Source organism: Micromonospora echinaurantiaca, from assembly GCF_900090235.1.
Lineage (GTDB): Bacteria > Actinomycetota > Actinomycetes > Mycobacteriales > Micromonosporaceae > Micromonospora > Micromonospora echinaurantiaca.
Genome location: NZ_LT607750.1, coordinates 5,222,298 through 5,240,712, shown reverse-complemented (window position 1 = coordinate 5,240,712; position 18,415 = coordinate 5,222,298). Strand labels below are relative to the sequence as shown.

The following is an 18,415-nucleotide window of genomic DNA, read 5'->3' as shown; positions in this document are numbered from 1 at the left end:
ACATGACAGTCCTCGGATCCCGCAGCGGCAGCCAGATCCTTCGTACCTTCCTCCCCGATCAGACGGTCGACCTCCGCGGCGACATCTACCGGGTCGCAGAGTGGTCCGCGCCTAGTCCCATCCAGGTCGACACCGACCTCGTACGACGCCACCTGCTTCGCGAGGTGGGCGCCTGGGCCTTCCACGGTAAGGACGGTGGAGTCGGCGACGACCTGATGCGTAGGGCTCCTGTGGAAGTGGTCGAGCTCGACGAGCGGCGCGGCGTGACCGTCGAACGGTATCCGCAGGTATGGCTCTGCCCGAAGTGCAAGCGTATTGGGAGGTCGATGGATCGGCCGTGCAAGTGCGGTCAGCGCAACAAATGGGGCCAATTGCACTTCGTTGGCATCCACGAATGCGGCGCCATCGCTGAGCCATACATCAAGCGGTGCCCGACGCACGACGACGTCAAGGTCGTGATTCCCAAGAGCGCCAAGGCCGCGGACATCTCCTTCGTCTGTCCCGTCTGCGACACACGACTGATGCAGGGGCTTGGCTTCAACAAGCCCTGCGCATGCGGTCAGGGGTCCTTCCGTTGGAACGTGCACAAGGCCCGCATGGTCTACACCCCGCGCGGCATGGTGCTGATCAACCCGCCACGGCCCGAGCACAGGGAGGGGCTCAAGCTAGCCGGTGGTGCTCGTAAGGCGTTGGTCTGGGTGGTCGATGGGCTGACCGTGCCGCGGCCCGCTGACGTGGTCTCCCCGCCGACCCTCGAAGAACTGATCGAGCAGCTCATGCGCACCGGTCTTCCTCGGGAGATCGCTGAGGTTGCCGCAAAGAGCGCCGCCGATCAGGGGGGACTGGCGAAGGCCGGTGACCACCCGATCGACGGGCTGTCGGGCGAACGGCGCGACGAAGCAGAGCGGGAAGCGGTCGACATCGCAATGGCGCTCGCGGAGAGCCGCACGCCGACGACGGCACTGCGCAGCGCCACGCGGGGCGATGCCCTCGACGTGCGCTACGAAAACCGCTATCCGGTGGCGCTCGAGCGGGCCGGGATCGACGGCCTGGACCTCGTCGACCGGTTCCCGGTGCTGAACGCGATGTACGGCTACACGCGGGGCGAGGACGACCCGTCGAAGTGTCGGCTGGTGCCCTTCCGCCGGAAGAAGGGCGGCTATCGGCTCTACGGCAACCTCGCCGAGACGGAGGCCTTCCTGGTCCGCCTGGACCCGGTACGGGTCGCCACCTGGCTGGTCGGGAGAGGGCACCGGCTGCAGGGATGGACCTCCGGAGACGGGGCGGTCGCGGCGCGAGTCGTGATCCTGCAGGAGGTGCAAGTGCCGTCCAAGCGTGACGATCCGTCGGTCGAGTCCGCCGGCACCGACCTGCTCAAGCTGGTGCACACCTACGCCCACAGGTTCATTCGGCAGGCCGCCGTCTTCTCGGGGATCGAGCGGGACGCGTTGAGTGAGTACCTGGTACCCGGTCACCTCGGCTTCTTCGTCTACGCCGCCGCCCGCGGTGACTTCGTCCTCGGCGGCATGCAGGCGGTGTTCGAGTCGAACCTCGACGAGTTGCTCGACGCGTTCGTCGATGCAGAGCACCGCTGCCCGCTAGATCCCGGATGTGACCGCGGCAGTGGCGCGTGCAGCGCTTGCGTCCATCTGGGGGAGCCGTCGTGCCGGTTCTTCAACCGTTTCCTGGATCGGAAGGTGCTCTTCGGTACCAACGGATACCTGCGTACGTCGGTCAGGGCGTAGCAGGAGACACCCGGCGCCGCCATTCGGCCTCCACTCGGTCGGCGGCGGCGTTGGTGGCCTCGTGCTCCCAGACGTGCAGCACCATCCAGCCCAACTCGGTTAGGGCAGTGTCCTTGGCGCGGTCGCGGGCCACGTTGCGGTCGAGCTTCTGCTGCCACCAGTCCCGATTGTTGCGAGGCAGGGTGCCGTGTTCGGGGCAGCGGTGCCAGAAGCAGCCGTCAACGAAGATCGCGAGTTTCGCCCGAGTGAACGCGAGGTCAGGGCGACCGGGCAGCCCTGGATGGTTGACCCGAAACCGTAGGCCTCGACCGTGCAGCTCACGCCGCAGTGCCAACTCAGGCTTGGTAGAGGATCGTGGCATCCGCTGGAACCGGGCCGACGTAGCAGCATCGAGTGGCGGTGGCGGGGTGGACTTTCGGTCCATGTCTGCGACCTATCCGGGGACGGTATGAGCGAATACGCGCAGCTAGGCTATCTTCCCGGCCGCAACTAACTTGCAGTGACATCTCGAAGACGGAGAACGCACCTGTGACGGCAACCATGCCTGACGTCCGTGAAGCGCTCGCGCCAGGGTCGGTCGTCGTGGTCCGCGACGAGGAGTGGCTCGTCCTTTCGACCGAGGAGACCGCCGACGGCACCGTGGTGCACGTCCAGGGCCTCGGCGAACTGGTCCGGGACACGAGCGCGTCGTTCTACACCCGTCTCGACGAGGTGAAGCCGCTGGACCCGGCGCAGGCCAAGGTCGTGGCCGACAGCAGCCCGCGATACCGCACGGCACGGCTGTGGCTGGAATCGACGATCCGCAAGACCGCTGTTCCCGTTGGCGAACGCTCACTCTCCGTTGCTGCCCGCGGCCTGGCTGACGCCCTCAGCTACCAGCAGTCGGCGGTACGCAAGGCGCTCGACCCCGAGAACCTGCGGCCGCGGATCCTGCTCGCCGACGCCGTCGGTCTCGGCAAGACGCTCGAGATCGGCATGATCCTCGCGGAGCTGGTCCGCCGTGGCCGCGGCGACCGGATCCTGATCGTGACGCCGCGGCACGTGCTGGAGCAGATGCAGCACGAGCTCTGGACGCGGTTCGCGCTGCCGTTCGTTCGGCTCGACTCGGCCGGCATCCAGCGGGTGCGGCAGAAGCTGCCGGCCACCCGCAACCCGTTCACCTACTACAAGCGCGCGATCATCTCGATCGACACGCTCAAGTCCGACCGGTACGTCGCGAGCCTTCGCAAGCAGCGCTGGGACGCCGTCGTCATCGACGAGTCGCACAACCTGGCGAACGCCACGACGCTGAACAACCGGCTCGCGCGGCTGCTGGCGCGCAACACCGAGGCGCTGATCCTTGCCTCGGCCACCCCGCACAACGGCCGGGCGGAATCCTTCGCCGAGTTGATCCGGCTGCTAGACCCGTCCGCCGTCAAACCGGACGGCGAACTCGTCCCAGACGAGGTACGGCGACTCGTGGTGCGGCGGCATCGACACAGCCCGGAGGTCGCGCAGGTCGTCGGCGCCGACTGGGCGGAGCGGCAGGAGCCGCACAACGTACTCGTGCCGGCGACGGCGGCGGAGAACGCCGTCGCGCAGGAGTTGGAGCAGACGTGGCTCTGGCCCGGCAAGGGCGGCAGCCCTTACTCGGGCCAGAACGCCTCCCTCTTCCCGTGGACCCTCGCGAAGGCGTTCCTCTCCTCCCCCGCCGCGCTGAAGGAGACGATCGAGGGACGGCTGAGCCGGCTCGGCAAGGATGAAAAGGGAGATCCGGGGCGGCAGGCGCGCGAGCGCCAGGCGCTGGAACGACTCGCCGCGCTGAACAAGAGGACGCTGCAGCAGCCCTCGGCGAAGTACACCCGGCTCGTGGCGCACCTGAAGCAGTGCGGCGTCGGCCGCGGCTCTCCCGCCCGCGTGGTCGTGTTCGCCGAGCGCCTGGAGACCCTGCGCTGGCTGCACCGCAACCTGCCGAACGACCTCGGCTTGCCCGCCGAGGCAGTGCAGATCATGCACGGCGGGCTGGCCGACGACGAGCAGCAGCGCATCGTGGAGGCCTTCAAGCAGGAACAGGCAACCGTACGCGTCCTCGTCACCGGTGACGTGGCGTCCGAGGGCGTCAACCTGCACGTGCAGTGCCACGAGCTGGTCCATTACGACATCCCGTGGAGCCTCATCCGCATCGAGCAACGCAACGGCCGCATCGACCGGTACGGGCAGAAGCATCCGCCTCGGGTGACGGCGCTGCTGCTGGACCCGACGAGCCAGCGCTTCGCCGGGGACGTCCGGATCCTGGCGAAGCTGGTGGAGAAGGAGGACGAGGCGCACAGCGCGCTCGGCGACGTCGCCTCGCTTATGGGTCGCTACGACGTCAAGGGCGAAGAGGACGAGATCCGCGACGTCCTCGCCGGCAAGAAGCAACTCGATGACGTGGTACGCCCAGTCGCGGCGGTAGCGGCAGGCAACGACGTGGCGGCGATGTTTGCCCAGCTCTTCGACGCGCCGAGCGAGCAGCCCGCCGCCGAGCCGGCCGACGATCAGCCGGAAGGTGGGCTCGACCTCGACTCGGGCCTCTACGACGACGACGTCTCGTACCTCGAGGACGCGTTGCAGGAGGCGTTCATCGACCCAACGGCGCCGCCGAGCCGTGGTGGTGTGGGCTGGCGTCGAGATAAAGCATTCGGCACGGTCGAGCTGAGTCCGCCCCCGGACCTGGTGCAGCGGCTGGAGGTGCTGCCGCAGACCTACCTCGCCGAGCGCAAGGTCACCGAGCGGCTGGTGCTCGCCACGACCCAGGCACGCGGCAAGGAACGGCTGGCCGCCGCACGGCGCGAAGACAAGATCTCCTGGCCCGACGCCCACTACCTCAGCCCGCTGCACCCAGTGCTGGATTGGGCGGCAGACCGGGCACTGGCGGCGCTGGGCCGCAACGAGGTCTTCGCCGTACGCGGCACCGTCGACGCTCCGACGGTGCTGCTGCTGGGGACGCTGACCAACCGGCGCGGCCAGGTCGTCTCCACCGCCTGGCTGACGGCGGAGTTTCCGACACCCGAGAATCCGTCCTTCAGGCTGATCTCCCCACACGAGTCGGCTCGGGCGGCGCTACGCGCGCTCGGCTGGGACGCCGCACGAAACAACCCGACGCCGGTCGCCGACCTGGAGGCCCTGAGCCAGCTGGTGGCTCCTGCCGTGCACGAGGCGGAGAGCCACCTGCTCAATATCTTCAAGGCGGCGGAGCGAGACGCGGCGCAGCGGGTCGAGGATTGGACGCGGCGGCTGGACCTCTGGGACGCCGACGCCGATGTGCTCATCCAGCGCAGCGACCTCAAGCAGCGCAGGACGAGTGTGGAACAGGAGAAGGCGCTGGTGCAGGCGATGGCACCCGACCGGCAGCTCGTACGGCCGCTGCTGATGGTCGTGCCAGACACGGAAGGTGGCAAGTGGTGAGCGTGTCTGACGCGATCATCGTCGGTGAGGGTTGGATCTCGGAGCACTACTTCACCACAGAGGCGAAGGGCGAGTCGTTCGGCGCAGAGGTCAAGAAGCGCCGGGACGAGTGGGATGCCGAGGCGAAGGCGGGCCGGGAGACGCCGCGGTCACGGTTCATCGACGCCCGGCAGAAGCTCGAGGCCGAGCTGGCGACCCTGGCCGAGCTGCTCGACCCGTCCGGGGGCACGGAGGTACGCGAGGGGCGCAGTGTTGACGGCCGCAACCCTGACGACGTTGCCGTCGGGGTGCACGACCAGCTGCTCGATGTGCTGGAACTGCGTGGGCACGGCCTCGTCCTCGACCAGCAGGGGCCGCTGTGGAGGGTCTCATCGCCCGGCATCACCGATCGGGCGCCGCTGGTCGTCGTCGCCGCACGACCGGTGACCACCGTCGAGGAGCTGATGGCCCGCGATGCGGTGACGCTGCGCGAACCGGTGCAGCTCACCGAGGACGGCGACGAGCTGAAGTCGGCCGCCCGGCTGGTGTCGGCGCTCTTCGTCGCCGACGACGCCCCGGACCTGGTCCTCGTGCTGGCCGGTCGCTGGGCGCTGCTCGCCGAACGGGAACGCTGGGCCGAGGGACGCTACCTCGCCGTTGACGTGCAGCTCGTCTGCGAGCGCAACGACGCGAAGAAGGGCGGTGAGATCGACCGGGCCCTGACCTGCCTCTGCGCCCAGTCGATCGCGCCAGACGCGGACGGCAAGCTGTGGTGGCACAGCATCCTCGAGGCCTCTGTCAAGCACACCGTCGGCGTCTCCAAAGACCTGCGCGACGGTGTCCGCCTCTCCATCGAGATCATCGCCAACGAGGTCGTCAACCGCCGTCGCGACCAAGGGCTCGATCCGCTGCCGGCGAGTGAGGCCCAACCGCTGGCGAAACAGTCACTGCGGTTCCTCTACCGCATCCTGTTCCTCCTGTACGCCGAGGCATCACCCGAGTTGGGTGTGCTGCCGGTGGGCGCGCCGGAGTACGACCAGGGCTACAGCCTGGACCGGCTGCGAGAACTGGTACAGGTGGAGCTGGCCACGCCGCGTGCCCAGAACGGCATTCACCTCTACGACTCGCTCGGCGTGCTGTTCCGGTTGGTCGACGCCGGCCATTCCCCGGCCACGACTGTCGCAGAGGACGAAGACAGCGAGGGACCCGCGACCGCGCAGGGCTTGACGTTCAACGCGCTGCGCGCCGACCTGTTCCGGCCGGAGGCGACCGCACACATCGACGCCGTCGGGCTGGGCAACCAGGCTATGCAGAAGGTCCTCACCCACCTGCTGCTCAGCAAGGAGGCACGGGGCAAGGACCGGGGTTTCATCTCGTATGCAGAGCTGGGCATCAACCAGCTCGGCGCGGTCTACGAGGGCCTGATGTCGTACACCGGCTTCTTCGCCGAGACCGACCTCTACGAGGTCGCCAAGAATGGTGAGGCGTCCAAGGGCTCATGGGTGGTGCCGGTCGAGCGGGCGGAGGGGATCTCGGCGGCCGACTTCGTGAAGACCCAGCATCCGGTGACCGGTGAGCTTCAGCCGGTGGTGCACCACAAGGGCAGTTTCGTGTTCCGTCTGGCGGGGCGGGAGCGGCAGCAGTCAGCGTCGTACTACACGCCCGAGGTGCTCACCCGCTTCACGGTCGGCCAAGCGCTGGAGGAGCTGCTCGACCAAAATGGCAGGACGACGACGGCGGCCGAGATCCTGGAGCTGACGGTCTGCGAGCCAGCGCTCGGGTCGGGCGCGTTCGCCATCGAGGCGGTGCGACAGCTCGCCGAGCAGTATCTGAAGCGACGCCAGGACGAGCTGGGTGAGCGCATCGACCCGGACGAGTACCAACGCCGGCTTCAGGAAGTCAAGGCATACCTGGCGCTGCACAATGTATACGGCGTCGACCTCAACGCCACCGCCGTCGAGCTGGCCGAGATCTCACTCTGGCTCGACACGATGGTCGAGAACCTGTCGGCGCCGTGGTTCGGGCTGCATCTACGGCGAGGCAACTCGCTGGTCGGCGCGAGACGTGCGGTGTACCGGCGCAGCCAGATCAGCGACAAGTCATGGCTTTCCGCAGTGCCCCAGGACGTCCCGCTGACGTTGCTGATCGAGGACATCGCTGCCGGACGCGTTGCCTCCGACGGCGTCCACCACTTCCTGCTGCCCGCCGACGGATGGGGTGCCGCCGCCGATGCCACGGAGGCCATCGCGCTTGCGCCCGACACGGCCAAGCGCCTGAAGACCTGGCGCAGCAGCGTCAAGTCGAAGCCGACGCAGCAGCAGGTGAACGCGTTGGTCGAGCTGGCGCACCGCGTCGAGGTGCTTTGGCAGATCGCCCACCGCCGGCTGCAGATCGCGGAGCATGAGGTTCGCCGCCAGATTCCCGTCTGGGGAGCGGACGAACTTCCCTCCGGCGGGGCCGTGCAGCGCGAGCACATCGAAGCGGCGCTCGCCGACCCCAACGGCGCGTATCGGCGCCTACGCCGAGTAATGGACGCCTGGACCGCGCTGTGGTTTTGGCCGCTTACCGCCGAGACGACCACGGTTGACGGCGTCCGGGTAGAGCCGCCCACGATGGCGCAGTGGATTGCTGGGTTGCAGGCACTACTCGGCCGCAGCCCCGAGCTGCGCAAGCCATCGCTGCCGAGGGAAACCCTGACCGGTGGGGCGGCATGGGACGAGCTCAACACCGCCGAGCAACTCGAACTCGGCTTCGCAAACGCACGTCCCGTGGCTGACCTGCTCCAGGAGCATCCGTGGCTCGTGGTGTGCGAGCGGGTAGCGGAACAGCAGGGGTTCTTTCACTGGAACCTGGACTTCGCGACGGTCTTCGTGCGGGGCGGATTCGACCTGCAGGTGGGTAACCCGCCGTGGGTCCGGCCTGACTTCGACGAGAACGCAGCTCTGGCGGAGTTCGACCCGCGGTGGGCGCTGAGTGGCAAGATCCCGCAGGCCGCCGCGGTGAAGATGCGGGCGGAGACGCTTGCCGACGAGGATGCAAAGGCATTCTTCATCGACACGGCGGCTAGCCTGGTGGCCACCCGCGACTTCGTGTCGAGCATGGCGCAGTTCCCACATCTCCAGGGGCTCAGACCGGATCTCTACCGCTGTTTCATGGAACAGACCTGGCGCAACGCTTCAGCACTAGGAGTCGTCGGCCTCATTCACCCGGAGACGCACTTCACTGACGAAAAGGCGGGCTTGCTTCGCAAAGCTACTTACGGTCGCTTGCGTCGCCACTGGCAATTCACAAACGAACTCCGCCTCTTCGAAATCGGCAACCTCGTCACTTACGGCGTCCACGTGTACGGCCAACGGCAAGAGGAGCCGATATTTCTAATGGCTACCTCCCTCTATCACCCAGACACCGTTGTCCGCTCACTAGAGCACGACGGGTCGGGACCTGAGCCGGGCCTCAAGAATCTAGATGGAAATTGGGACTTGCGGCCACACCGCAATCGGATCACTCTCGTCAACAGTAAGACGTTGGCAAGTTGGCGAGCCCTTCTCGAATCCGCCCGCACTAGCGCTTTCGAAACTCGCATGGTATACGTCGTCAACAGTTCGACTGCGTCAGCTCTCGATAAGCTCTCAGCCGCCAATCGCATTGCAGACGTTGGCCTATATGTATCCAGCGGCTGGAACGAGACGAACGATCGGAAGAAGGGCTATTTCCGACTGGAATGGGGTGCGCCGAAATCTTGGCGTGAGGTGATTCTGCAAGGACCAAACATCTTTGTAGCAACGCCGTTCTATAAGTCCCCCAACAAGACGATGCTGAACCACCGCGACTGGTTCCCAACTGACATCGAGGCGCTCCCCTCAGACGCCGTCCCAATTACAGCCTACAAGCCCGAAGGAGAAAGCAGCCTCTATGCACGCGATTACACCCACTGGGGCAGCGATAACCGGCGGTCTGCGCGCGACTTCTACCGTATTGCTTGGCGAAACATGGCCAACAACACGGGAGAACGAACTCTAATTCCTGCCATAATTCCGCCGGGAACAACCCACATTCACGGCGTCTCAGCAGCAGGCTCGCCTACTATCACACTCACCGCCCTTGTCGGCGTAGCCGGCTTTATATCGTCCCTATTGTCCGATTTCTTCGTTCGAGCTGCCCCAAAATCCACGATCTCTCTGGCTACGGTAGAACGCCTTCCATTCGTGGACGGCCCGCTAATGCCTGAACTGACGCTGCGCACTCTACGGCTTAACTGCATCACAAACGAGTATGCGGAGCTTTGGCAAGAATGCTACGTGTCGTCGTTTCAAAATGATTCGTGGAGGAGTGGATCGGCGCGTCCCGGACGGGTCGCCCTCGGCGAGGTGGGACTTGAGTGGAATCCCGACATCCCCCTCCGTATCGCCGCCGACCGTCGTCAAGCTCTTGTCGAGATCGACGCGGTTGTCGCCGTGATGCTAGGCGTCACAGCGGACGAGCTCTGCACGATCTACCGCACGCAGTTCGCCGTTCTCTACGGCTACGACCGGAACGTCTACCGCTACGACGCCAACGGGCGCCTCGTACCCAACTCGGTCCTGACCGTCTGGCGCAAGAAGGGTGACCGGATCACCGAGGACGAGCGCACCGCAACCAACCAGGCGGGCAACACCTACACCTACGAGTTGCCGTTCATGACCCTGGACCGGGAGGCCGACATGCGGCAGGCGTACGCCCACTTCGAGCGGCTGCTCAAGGAGCGTTCGTGAGCGCGCTGCTCCCCACGCTCCAAGCGAGCAGCATCCGACAAAGCCTCGTCAACTACCTGACGACGACGTTCGGGTTGACCGACGGGGATGCGCGCGACAGCCTGCACCGGTTCCTGTCGGATCCCGAGTCCGGCATGTTCAAGGGCCCGTATGTGCGGCTCCGGCTGCCGTTCCGTCCCGCCGACGAGGGCTGGCGGGACACGCTGGAGTGGTACGAGGGCTTCCCGCCCTACGGGCACCAAGCGGCGGCGTTCGCGCGTCTCGCGTCGTCGGCCGGCGGTCAGCCGCGCCGGCCGGCGCCGACCCTGGTCACGACCGGCACCGGCTCGGGTAAGACCGAGGCATTCCTGTACCCGATCCTCGACCACGTGCTGCGCGCCCGCCGCCACGGCGTGACGGGGACGAAGGCGCTGATCCTCTATCCGATGAACGCGCTCGCCAACGACCAGGCGGCGCGACTGACGAAGTTGCTCACCACCAACCCGGAGCTGGCCGACGTCACCGCCGCCCTCTACACCGGGCAGACCGGGCCGACCCGCACCGCGGTGACCCCCGACGGACTCATCACCGACCGGGCGATCATCCGGGACGCGGCGCCCGACATTCTGCTCACCAACTACAAGATGCTCGATCAGCTGCTGCTGCGCGCCGACGACCAGGAACTGTGGCAGCAGTCGGCGACGAGTCTGCGCTACCTCGTACTCGACGAATTCCACACCTACGACGGGGCGCAAGGCACCGACGTGGCGATGCTGCTACGCCGCCTCGGACTGGCCCTCAAGAGCCACTGGAGCGACGACGACCCGCAGATCGACGAGGCAACACGCAGCCGGCCACTCGGTTTGATCACCCCGGTAGCGACGTCGGCGACGCTCGGCGACAAGGGCGACCCGACGGTGATGCTCGACTTTGCCCACACGGTCTTCGGCGAGCGGTTCGACGCCGACGCGGTCGTCACGGAGACGCGGCTCAGCCTCGACGAGTGGATCGGCAACGCCGTCGAGGTCGCCGCCGCCGGCTTCGCCCCTGCAGACCTCGGCACGCTCGACGTAGCCGCCGCAGTCGACGCCCTCGGAGCGCTCGGCCACAACCCGACCGGGGAAGAGGTCACTGCCACCGTTCTCGGCCTCCTCTACGGAGTCGAAGCCGATCGGTTCGCCGACGCAAGCCCCGAGCTGCTCTTGGCGCTTTGCCGTGCGCATCCCCTCGTCCAGGACCTCGCCCGCAAAGCGGAGCACGCCGTCGCGCTCGACACCCTCATGGGCCGCGTGCTCGGCTACGTTGACGGCAACAGCTCCCGAGCCGAAACCCTGCTGTCGTACCTGCTCGCCATGCTTGGCTACGTCCGCGCCGTCGTTGGGCGCGACGCCCTCTCGGTGGACGTCCACCTCTGGGTACGCGAACTCACCCGCATCGACCGCGCCGCCGCCGCGACCACCCGCTTCCGATGGAGCGACGACGGGCCGCCCGTCGCCGGCACCGACGGCGAAGAGGTGCGGCCCTCGTTTCCCGCGATCTACTGCCGGCACTGCGGCCGCTCCGGCTGGGGCATCGGCCTCGCCCCCGTCGGCCACAGCCTCGCCGCTGAGGACGAGGGCATCCGCCGCAACCATGCGACCAGGGAAGGTCGATTCCGGCCGCTGCTGTACGCCCCCGCCGAAGCCGCCATCCACATCGAAGAGGACAAGAAGGTCGAGGGGCTGGTCTGGTTCTCGGTGCGCAACCGGGAACTCGTCAACGACGTGGCCGAGGACGACCGGGACCTGCGGGACGGATGGGTGCTGCCGGTGCTCACCAACGTCGGGAACGACGCCGACGAGCAGAGCCGTAAGGACACCTGCCCGTCCTGCGGTCAGGAGGATGGCATCCGGTTCCTGGGCAGCGCCGTCGCCACCCTGCTGTCGGTGTCGCTCTCCACTCTCTTCGGCTCGCCGGCCCTCGACGCCGCCGAGAAGAAGGCCCTGGTCTTCACCGATTCCGTGCAGGATGCCGCTCACCGGGCCGGCTTCGTGCAGGCCCGCTCGCACACCCTCACTCTGCGCTCCGTGCTTCGCGAAGCGGTCGCGGAGGGTGCCCTCACGCTCGACGCGCTTGTAGACGAGGTGATCCAGCAGGCGGGCGACAAACCCTTCGCCCGGTACCGCGTCATCGCCCCCGACTGCGCCGACCGGGAGTCGTTCACGCCCTTCTGGCAGGCGAAGACCCTTCGATCCGTGCCCGCCGCGGTGCGGGCGCGGGTCCGCAAGCGCCTCGCCCTCGACGCCGCGCTGGAGTTCGGGCTCAACTCGCATCTCGGTCGCACCCTCGAACTCACCGGTTCCGTGGCGGTCGCGGTCGAAGCCGGGAAACCTGCACGAATGGCCAGAGTCGCCCATGCCGCTCTACAGGGCACGTCCTGGCAGGACAAGCTCGACTCTGAAGGCCCTGACGACGTCACGCTGGTGCAGTGGGTACGTGGTGTGCTGGAACGAATGCGCGCCCAGGGCGCAATCGATCACCCGTGGTTCGCCCGGTACCGGCTGGAAGACGGGCGCCGCTGGTCGATCTGGGCCGGGCGGCCTCGCAGCGAGGGTATGCCAGCGTTCCCCCGTGGCCGTCCCGCGCCGGCGTACCCGAAGGTCGGCGGTTCGAGCGAACCGGCGCGCGACGGCGGACTCGACCCGGTCACCTCGCCGAAGTCCTGGTACGCCCGCTGGACCTCCCGGGTGCTCGACGTCTCGCCGCTCGACGGCGGACGCCTCGCCCGCGGCCTGTTCGACCGGCTTGCCCGCGAAGGCTTGCTTACGACCACGACCAGCGAATCCGGTGCGACGGTCTACGCGATCCCCTCGTCCGGGATCGTCATCGCTCCCACGACGGAGACCGATCTCGCCGAGGGGCGTCACCTACTGACCTGCGACACCTGCCGTGCCGCCACGCCCGGTACCGCCGCCACCGTCGAACAGCTCACCGCCGCGCCCTGCCTGAACGTACGCTGCGGCGGTCACCTCCGTGCCAGCGAGCTGGCCGACAACTTCTACCGGCGCCTCTACGCCTCCCCGGACATGCGCCGCATCGTCGCCCGGGAGCACACCAGCCTCCTCGACGACGAGACCCGGCTGCAGTACGAGGACGGCTTCCGCGATGCCGCCACCAGTCCGCAGGCACCAAACGTGCTCGTCGCCACGCCCACCCTGGAGATGGGCATCGACATCGGCGACCTGTCGGCGGTCTTCCTCGCCTCGCTGCCCCGCACCGTCGCCTCGTACCTCCAGCGCGTCGGTCGCGCCGGTCGCCTCACCGGCAACGCGCTCAACCTCGCCTTCGTCACCGGCCGCGGGGAACACCTGCCCAAGCTCGGCGACCCCCTCTCCGTCATCGACGGCGAAGTTCGGCCACCCGCCACGTATCTGGCGGCGGAGGAGATCCTGCGCCGGCAGTACACGGCGTACCTGGTGGACGGCTTCGGCAGGGTCACCAAGCGACGGCACCCGAGGGCGGCCTCCGGAGCCATCGGATCGAGCGCGCCGGGCACGTTTCTCGGCGACCTCGTGCTGCACGCCGAGCAGAGCGCAGACGAGTATCTGCCCCGGTTCCTCGCGACCTTTGGCGAGCTGCCAGAGGAGGTCGTGTCGGGGCTGCGCGACTGGCTGCGTCCTGCCAACGGCCCGAGGACCAGCGCTTTCGCCGCACACGTGCAGGCGGCCAGCCGGCGCTGGCAGGACACCGTCGAGACGCTGCAACGCCGGCAGAAGGACATCGACGCACTCCTGCCCGAACTCGAGGCGCGCGTTCACTCCCCGGCTGCGACCGACGACGACAAGCAGGCGCTGCGCTCGGCCAAGGCCACCCGCAAGCTCACCACAAGCCAGCTCGCGCACCTGCGCAGCACCTACTGGATCAGCGTCCTCGAGGAGTACGGGCTGCTGCCCAACTACACCCTCCTCGACGACACCGTCACCCTCGACGTCGGGCTGTCCTGGACCGACCCGGACAGCGGCACCCACGAGTACGGCAGTGCCCGGTTCGAGCGGGGCTCCGCGCAAGCCCTCAGCGAGTTCGCCCCCGGCGCGACGTTCTATGCCCGCGGCTGGGAGATCGAGATCGACGCGGTCGACCTCGGCCTGGACGGCGCTTCCATCCGCACCTGGGCCTTCTGCCCCCACTGCGGATACGCGGTCGACATCGCGGAGTCCGGCCGGGAGGTGCCAGTCTCGTCCTGCCCACGCTGCGGCAGCACGGGAATCGGCGACACCGGGCAACGCCTCGACGTGGTCGAGCTGACGCGGGTCTCCGCCGAAGTACGGCGCGACGAAGTGACGATCTCCGATCGCAAGGACGAACGCGGACGGGTTGCCTTCCATGTCGTCCCGACCGCCGACATCGATCCAGCCCACATCACCCGCCGCTGGTTCGCCGAGAGCACCGGCCTTGGCTGCACCTACCTACGGACGGTCGACCTGCGCTGGCTCAACATGGGCCCGTCCGGCCATGGTGCGACACGCACCATCGCCGGCGGCGAACGTCAAGGCACGCTCTTCCGGGTCTGCGCCGGCTGCGGCAAGAAAGACACCGAGTCCGGGCGCAACCGGCCCCACGAACACCGGCCCTGGTGTCCCTACCGCACCTCCCCGAAGGAGACGACCAAGACCGTCGCCCTGGCTCGGACGCTGCGTACCCAGGGTCTGCTGATCCGGCTGCCCCACGCGGTCAGCCTCGGCGACGACTTCGCCCTGCCCAGCCTCTCCGCTGCACTGCTGCTCGGCCTGCGGGAACAGATGGGCGGCCACCCCGACCACATCCGCGTCGAGCACATCGTCGATCCGACGCTCTCCGACGGCACCGACAACCACGAGGCGCTGCTGCTGCACGACGCGGTTCCCGGCGGCACCGGCTACCTCGCCGAGACCGCCGACCCGGAACGCCTGCGCGATCTGCTGGTCCTCGCGTGGAACCGGGTTCGTGACTGCGAATGCCGCCACGAGGAGCGGCTCGCTTGCCATCGGTGCCTGCTACCCTTCACTGCTCCGGGCGCCATCCGTCGGGTGTCGCGGGCGTCGGCCGAACGGCACCTGCGCACCCTCCTCGGCCTGGCTCCCGAGACGGAGACCGCCGAAGGAACGACCTGGACGGTGACTGAGGTGGCACCTCACGAGGAGCCCGAGTCGCACCTGGAGCGGGCATTCCACCGGCTGATCGTCGGCCGGTTGCGGAGGAACGGCGCGGCGGTGACGGAGGTACCCGGGCCGAGTGGCAACATCGTGCGCTTCACCTTGCCGGGCGCCCACCGGCAGTGGACGCTCACCCCGCAGGTCGACCTCGCCGGCTCCCGCCCCGACTTCCTGCTCGAGACGAACGACATGAACGTGCCCGATGTCGCGATCTTCACCGACGGCCGGGCCTACCACGCGAGTGCGGCGGTCAACCGGCTCGCAGACGACGCCCGGAAACGAGCGAACCTGCGGGACGCGGGACTGATCGTCCTGGCCGTGACCATCCAAGACGTCGCCGCCGAGGATGGCAGCGGGTCGGCCCCGGACTGGTACAACCCGGCTTTGGCCGGCAACCTGATGAACATTCCACAGTTCCAGGCGCCGCCCGAGGCCTACAGGGCTCTCGGCAGGGGCCCTGTCGACTGGCTCATCGACTGGATCGTCGATCCGAACCCGTCGGCGGTCGGCGCCGTCGCCCGAGCCGTACCCATGTTCGTGTCGGGCAAGTCCCGACCCGTCCAGGTTTCCGAGACGGTGGTTCTGGAGGAGATCGGCCGGGCGGTCCTGGTCGACGAGCACCTGCCGGCCGGTGATCGGCGCGTGTTCGTCCATCGCGCGGGCGCGCTCGCTGTCGTCGTCGAGATGTCCTCGACGACCATGGTCGTGCAGGTCGCTGCCGTCCTCGACGACCGTGACGAGGTCCTCGACGATGCCCACGCGAAGGCGTGGCGGGCGTGGCTTCGCTTCTCCAACGCGCTCGCACTGCGCGATTGGCCGACCGTCGTGACGACGACGAGTCTGGTCGGCGGGCCGTCCGACAGTCCCTCCGCCGATGACGCCTCCGGACCTGGCCGTCCGATGGGTGCCTGGGCAGACGTCTACGACGCAGCCGCGCCTGGCGACGAACGCAATCTCGTTGCCGCTCTCGCCGCCCAGGACGGCCTCGCTACACCCGTGGTCGGTGCCGAAGGCCCCGACGGCATCCCGCTGGACCTGTCTTGGCCAGACCTGCAGATCGTGGTTGCGTTCCCACACATGCCGCGCCAGGATCGAGTCGATCTTGCCGCCGCGGGTTGGCGCGTCCTCGACCCGTCGCCCGAACTCGTCGCCGCTACCTTGGCCGACGTCGCCCCTGAGAAGCACGGAGACGGATGATGCCGACGATCATCATGGGCAAGCTCGCCAGCAAGATCGACGGCTCGATCCGTGGCAAGGCGATGGCGTTCCTGCAGAAGCTCGGTGTCGACGACACGACGGCGGGTCTGCACGTCGAACCGATCAACGACTGCGCCGACCCCCGCGTGCGAACCGGTCGCGTCGACGACTTCTGGCGAGCGGTCATGTTCCGCCTCGACGGCGACGGCGAGACCCACTACGTCATCCACGGCATCTGGCCACACGACGACGCGATCGCCGTCGCCCGACGCGTACGGCTGAAGGTCAACCCGATCAACGGCCTACCGCAGATCGACGAGATCACTCCGTCGACCGTGATCGTGCCCGTCGCCACGCCGGCGATGGAGCAGCCCGCGAAACCGCTGTTCGTCCGCCTCGGGCACAGTCCCGTCGACCTCGTCGACACCCTCGGCCTGCCCGAAGGCATCGTCGAACAGGCGATGGCCGCCGCCGACGAGGATGCCGTGCTCGATCTCGCCCAACGTCACGAAGGGTGGATCGGCACGATCCTCGTCGACCTCGCCGCCGGTGACACCGTCGAAGCGATCGTCGCGCGCATGCAGCTCGAGAAGACCTCCCCGTCGGGCGACGCCGACGCCGACGTCCTGCAGTCTCTCAAACGGCCCGCCGCTAAGCTGCAGTACGCGTTCATCGACGACCAGGACGAGCTTCGCAGGGTCATCGAGGAGGGCGACTTCGGCGCGTGGCGGATCTTTCTGCACCCTGAGCAGCGTCGCTACGTCGACCGCAGCTACAACGGCCCCTTCCGCCTCTCCGGCGGGGCCGGCACCGGTAAGACGGTGGTGCTCATCCATCGCGCCCGCGCTCTCGCGCGCCGTAACCCAGATGCGCGCATCGTCCTGACGACCTTCACCACGAACCTCGCCGAAGCTCTCGGCGAAGGTCTCATCCAGCTCGACCCGCGCGTGCGCCAAGCCAAGGCGCTCGGCCAGTCCGGTGTCCACGTGGCCGGCGTGGACGCCCTTGCCGCGGCGGTGCTGCGCGGTGCCGGCAGCAGCCTCACCGGAGCGATGCGCGAGGTCCTCGGCGAGGAGCGCTCCGCGCCCCTGGCTCGCACGGTGGGAACCCGGTGGCGCGAGATCGTCGAGTCGACCGGCACCACCTTGTCGCACGAGCTCGCCAACGAGACGTTCCTATCCACCGAGTACGCCCACATCGTGCTGCCCAACAAGATCCACGACGAGGCCGGCTACCTGCGGGTCCGCCGCCCCGGACGCAGCGTCGCCCTCGACCGCGCCAAGCGCTCGGCCGTCTGGGCGCTGATCGCCGCGTACCGTGCCCAGAGCCGCATCGACGGCAGCCTCGACTTCACCGAGGCGGCCGCCGTCGCCGCCGCATACCTGGCGAAGCAGACTGACCGGCCCGCCGACCACGTGCTCGTCGACGAGGGCCAAGACCTCTCCCCCACTCACTGGCTGCTGCTGCGCGCCCTCGCCGGCGAACACCCCGACGACCTGTTCATCGCCGAGGACTCCCACCAGCGCATCTACGGCACACGGGTCATTCTCGGCCGGTACGGCGTCGCCATCGTGGGTCGTTCCCAGCGGCTCACCCTCAACTACCGCACCACCGCCCAGAACCTGCACTACGCGATGAGCATCCTCGACGGCGGGCAGTACGTCGACCTCGAGGACGAAGGCGAGACGACGGGCTACCGTTCCGCTCGCTCGGGGCCCGCCCCTGCCATCGAGTCGGTCGACTCGCTCACCGGCGAGCTGCGGGCCATCGTCCGCCACGTCCGTGCCTGGCTCGACGACGGAGACGCCCCCGAGACCGTGGCGGTCCTGGTACCGGACCGGTTCCACCGGGACCGCGTGGTCACCGCCCTCACCGAGGAGGGCCTCCCTGCCCGCGCCGTCGATCGCGACCGACCCCAAGCCAAGAGGGTGCCGGTCATGACCATGCACCGCGCGAAGGGTACGGAGTTCTCCAAGGTCGTCCTCGTGATTGGCAATCCGTCGCCCGCTGAATTGGCGCGTATCGAGTCGTTGGATCCGTCCGAACGGGCGGATGCACAACTGCGGGCCCGATCCCTGAGGTACGTGGCAGCCACCCGCGCCCGAGACCAACTTGTGGTGGTGAGCCGAAGGTGAACGCTGGGTCCGGCAGCAGGGTGTCTCCACCA

6 protein-coding genes are annotated in these 18,415 nt (G+C 68.0%); 5 read left to right on the top strand and 1 reads right to left on the bottom strand.

All coding sequences use genetic code 11. The annotated features are described in order from the left end of the window. Positions 1-2 precede the first annotated feature (2 nt). On the top strand, positions 3-1,745 hold the full coding sequence (locus GA0070609_RS23570; protein ID WP_088995799.1) for a hypothetical protein: 1,743 nt from the start codon (positions 3-5) through the stop codon (positions 1,743-1,745). Here GA0070609_RS23570 and GA0070609_RS23565 read toward each other — a convergent pair. After that, entirely contained in the window at positions 1,735-2,169 is a 435-nt protein-coding gene (locus tag GA0070609_RS23565) for a very short patch repair endonuclease (RefSeq protein ID WP_088995798.1), read from the bottom strand. The two genes, GA0070609_RS23570 and GA0070609_RS23565, sit on opposite strands and share 11 nt — an antisense overlap. Positions 2,170-2,285: 116 nt before the next feature. On the opposite strand from GA0070609_RS23565, the gene GA0070609_RS23560 reads away from it, so the two are divergent. From GA0070609_RS23560 to GA0070609_RS23545, 4 genes are read left to right on the top strand one after another with little or no spacing between them, the layout of a single operon-like run. Then, positions 2,286-5,171, top strand: coding sequence for an SNF2-related protein (locus GA0070609_RS23560; RefSeq protein ID WP_088995797.1), 2,886 nt, complete (start codon positions 2,286-2,288; stop codon positions 5,169-5,171). Continuing rightward, complete coding sequence (locus tag GA0070609_RS23555) at positions 5,168-9,901, top strand: restriction endonuclease subunit M (protein ID WP_088997926.1); 4,734 nt, start codon at positions 5,168-5,170, stop codon at positions 9,899-9,901. The genes GA0070609_RS23560 and GA0070609_RS23555 overlap by 4 nt, the downstream gene beginning before the upstream one ends. After that, complete coding sequence (locus GA0070609_RS23550) at positions 9,898-16,248, top strand: DEAD/DEAH box helicase (RefSeq protein WP_088995796.1); 6,351 nt, start codon at positions 9,898-9,900, stop codon at positions 16,246-16,248. The genes GA0070609_RS23555 and GA0070609_RS23550 overlap by 4 nt, the downstream gene beginning before the upstream one ends. Further along, a complete protein-coding gene (locus tag GA0070609_RS23545; RefSeq protein ID WP_088995795.1) occupies positions 16,248-18,383 on the top strand; it encodes a UvrD-helicase domain-containing protein in 2,136 nt (711 codons plus the stop codon). Before GA0070609_RS23550 ends, GA0070609_RS23545 begins: the two co-directional genes overlap by 1 nt. Positions 18,384-18,415: the final 32 nt, after the last annotated feature.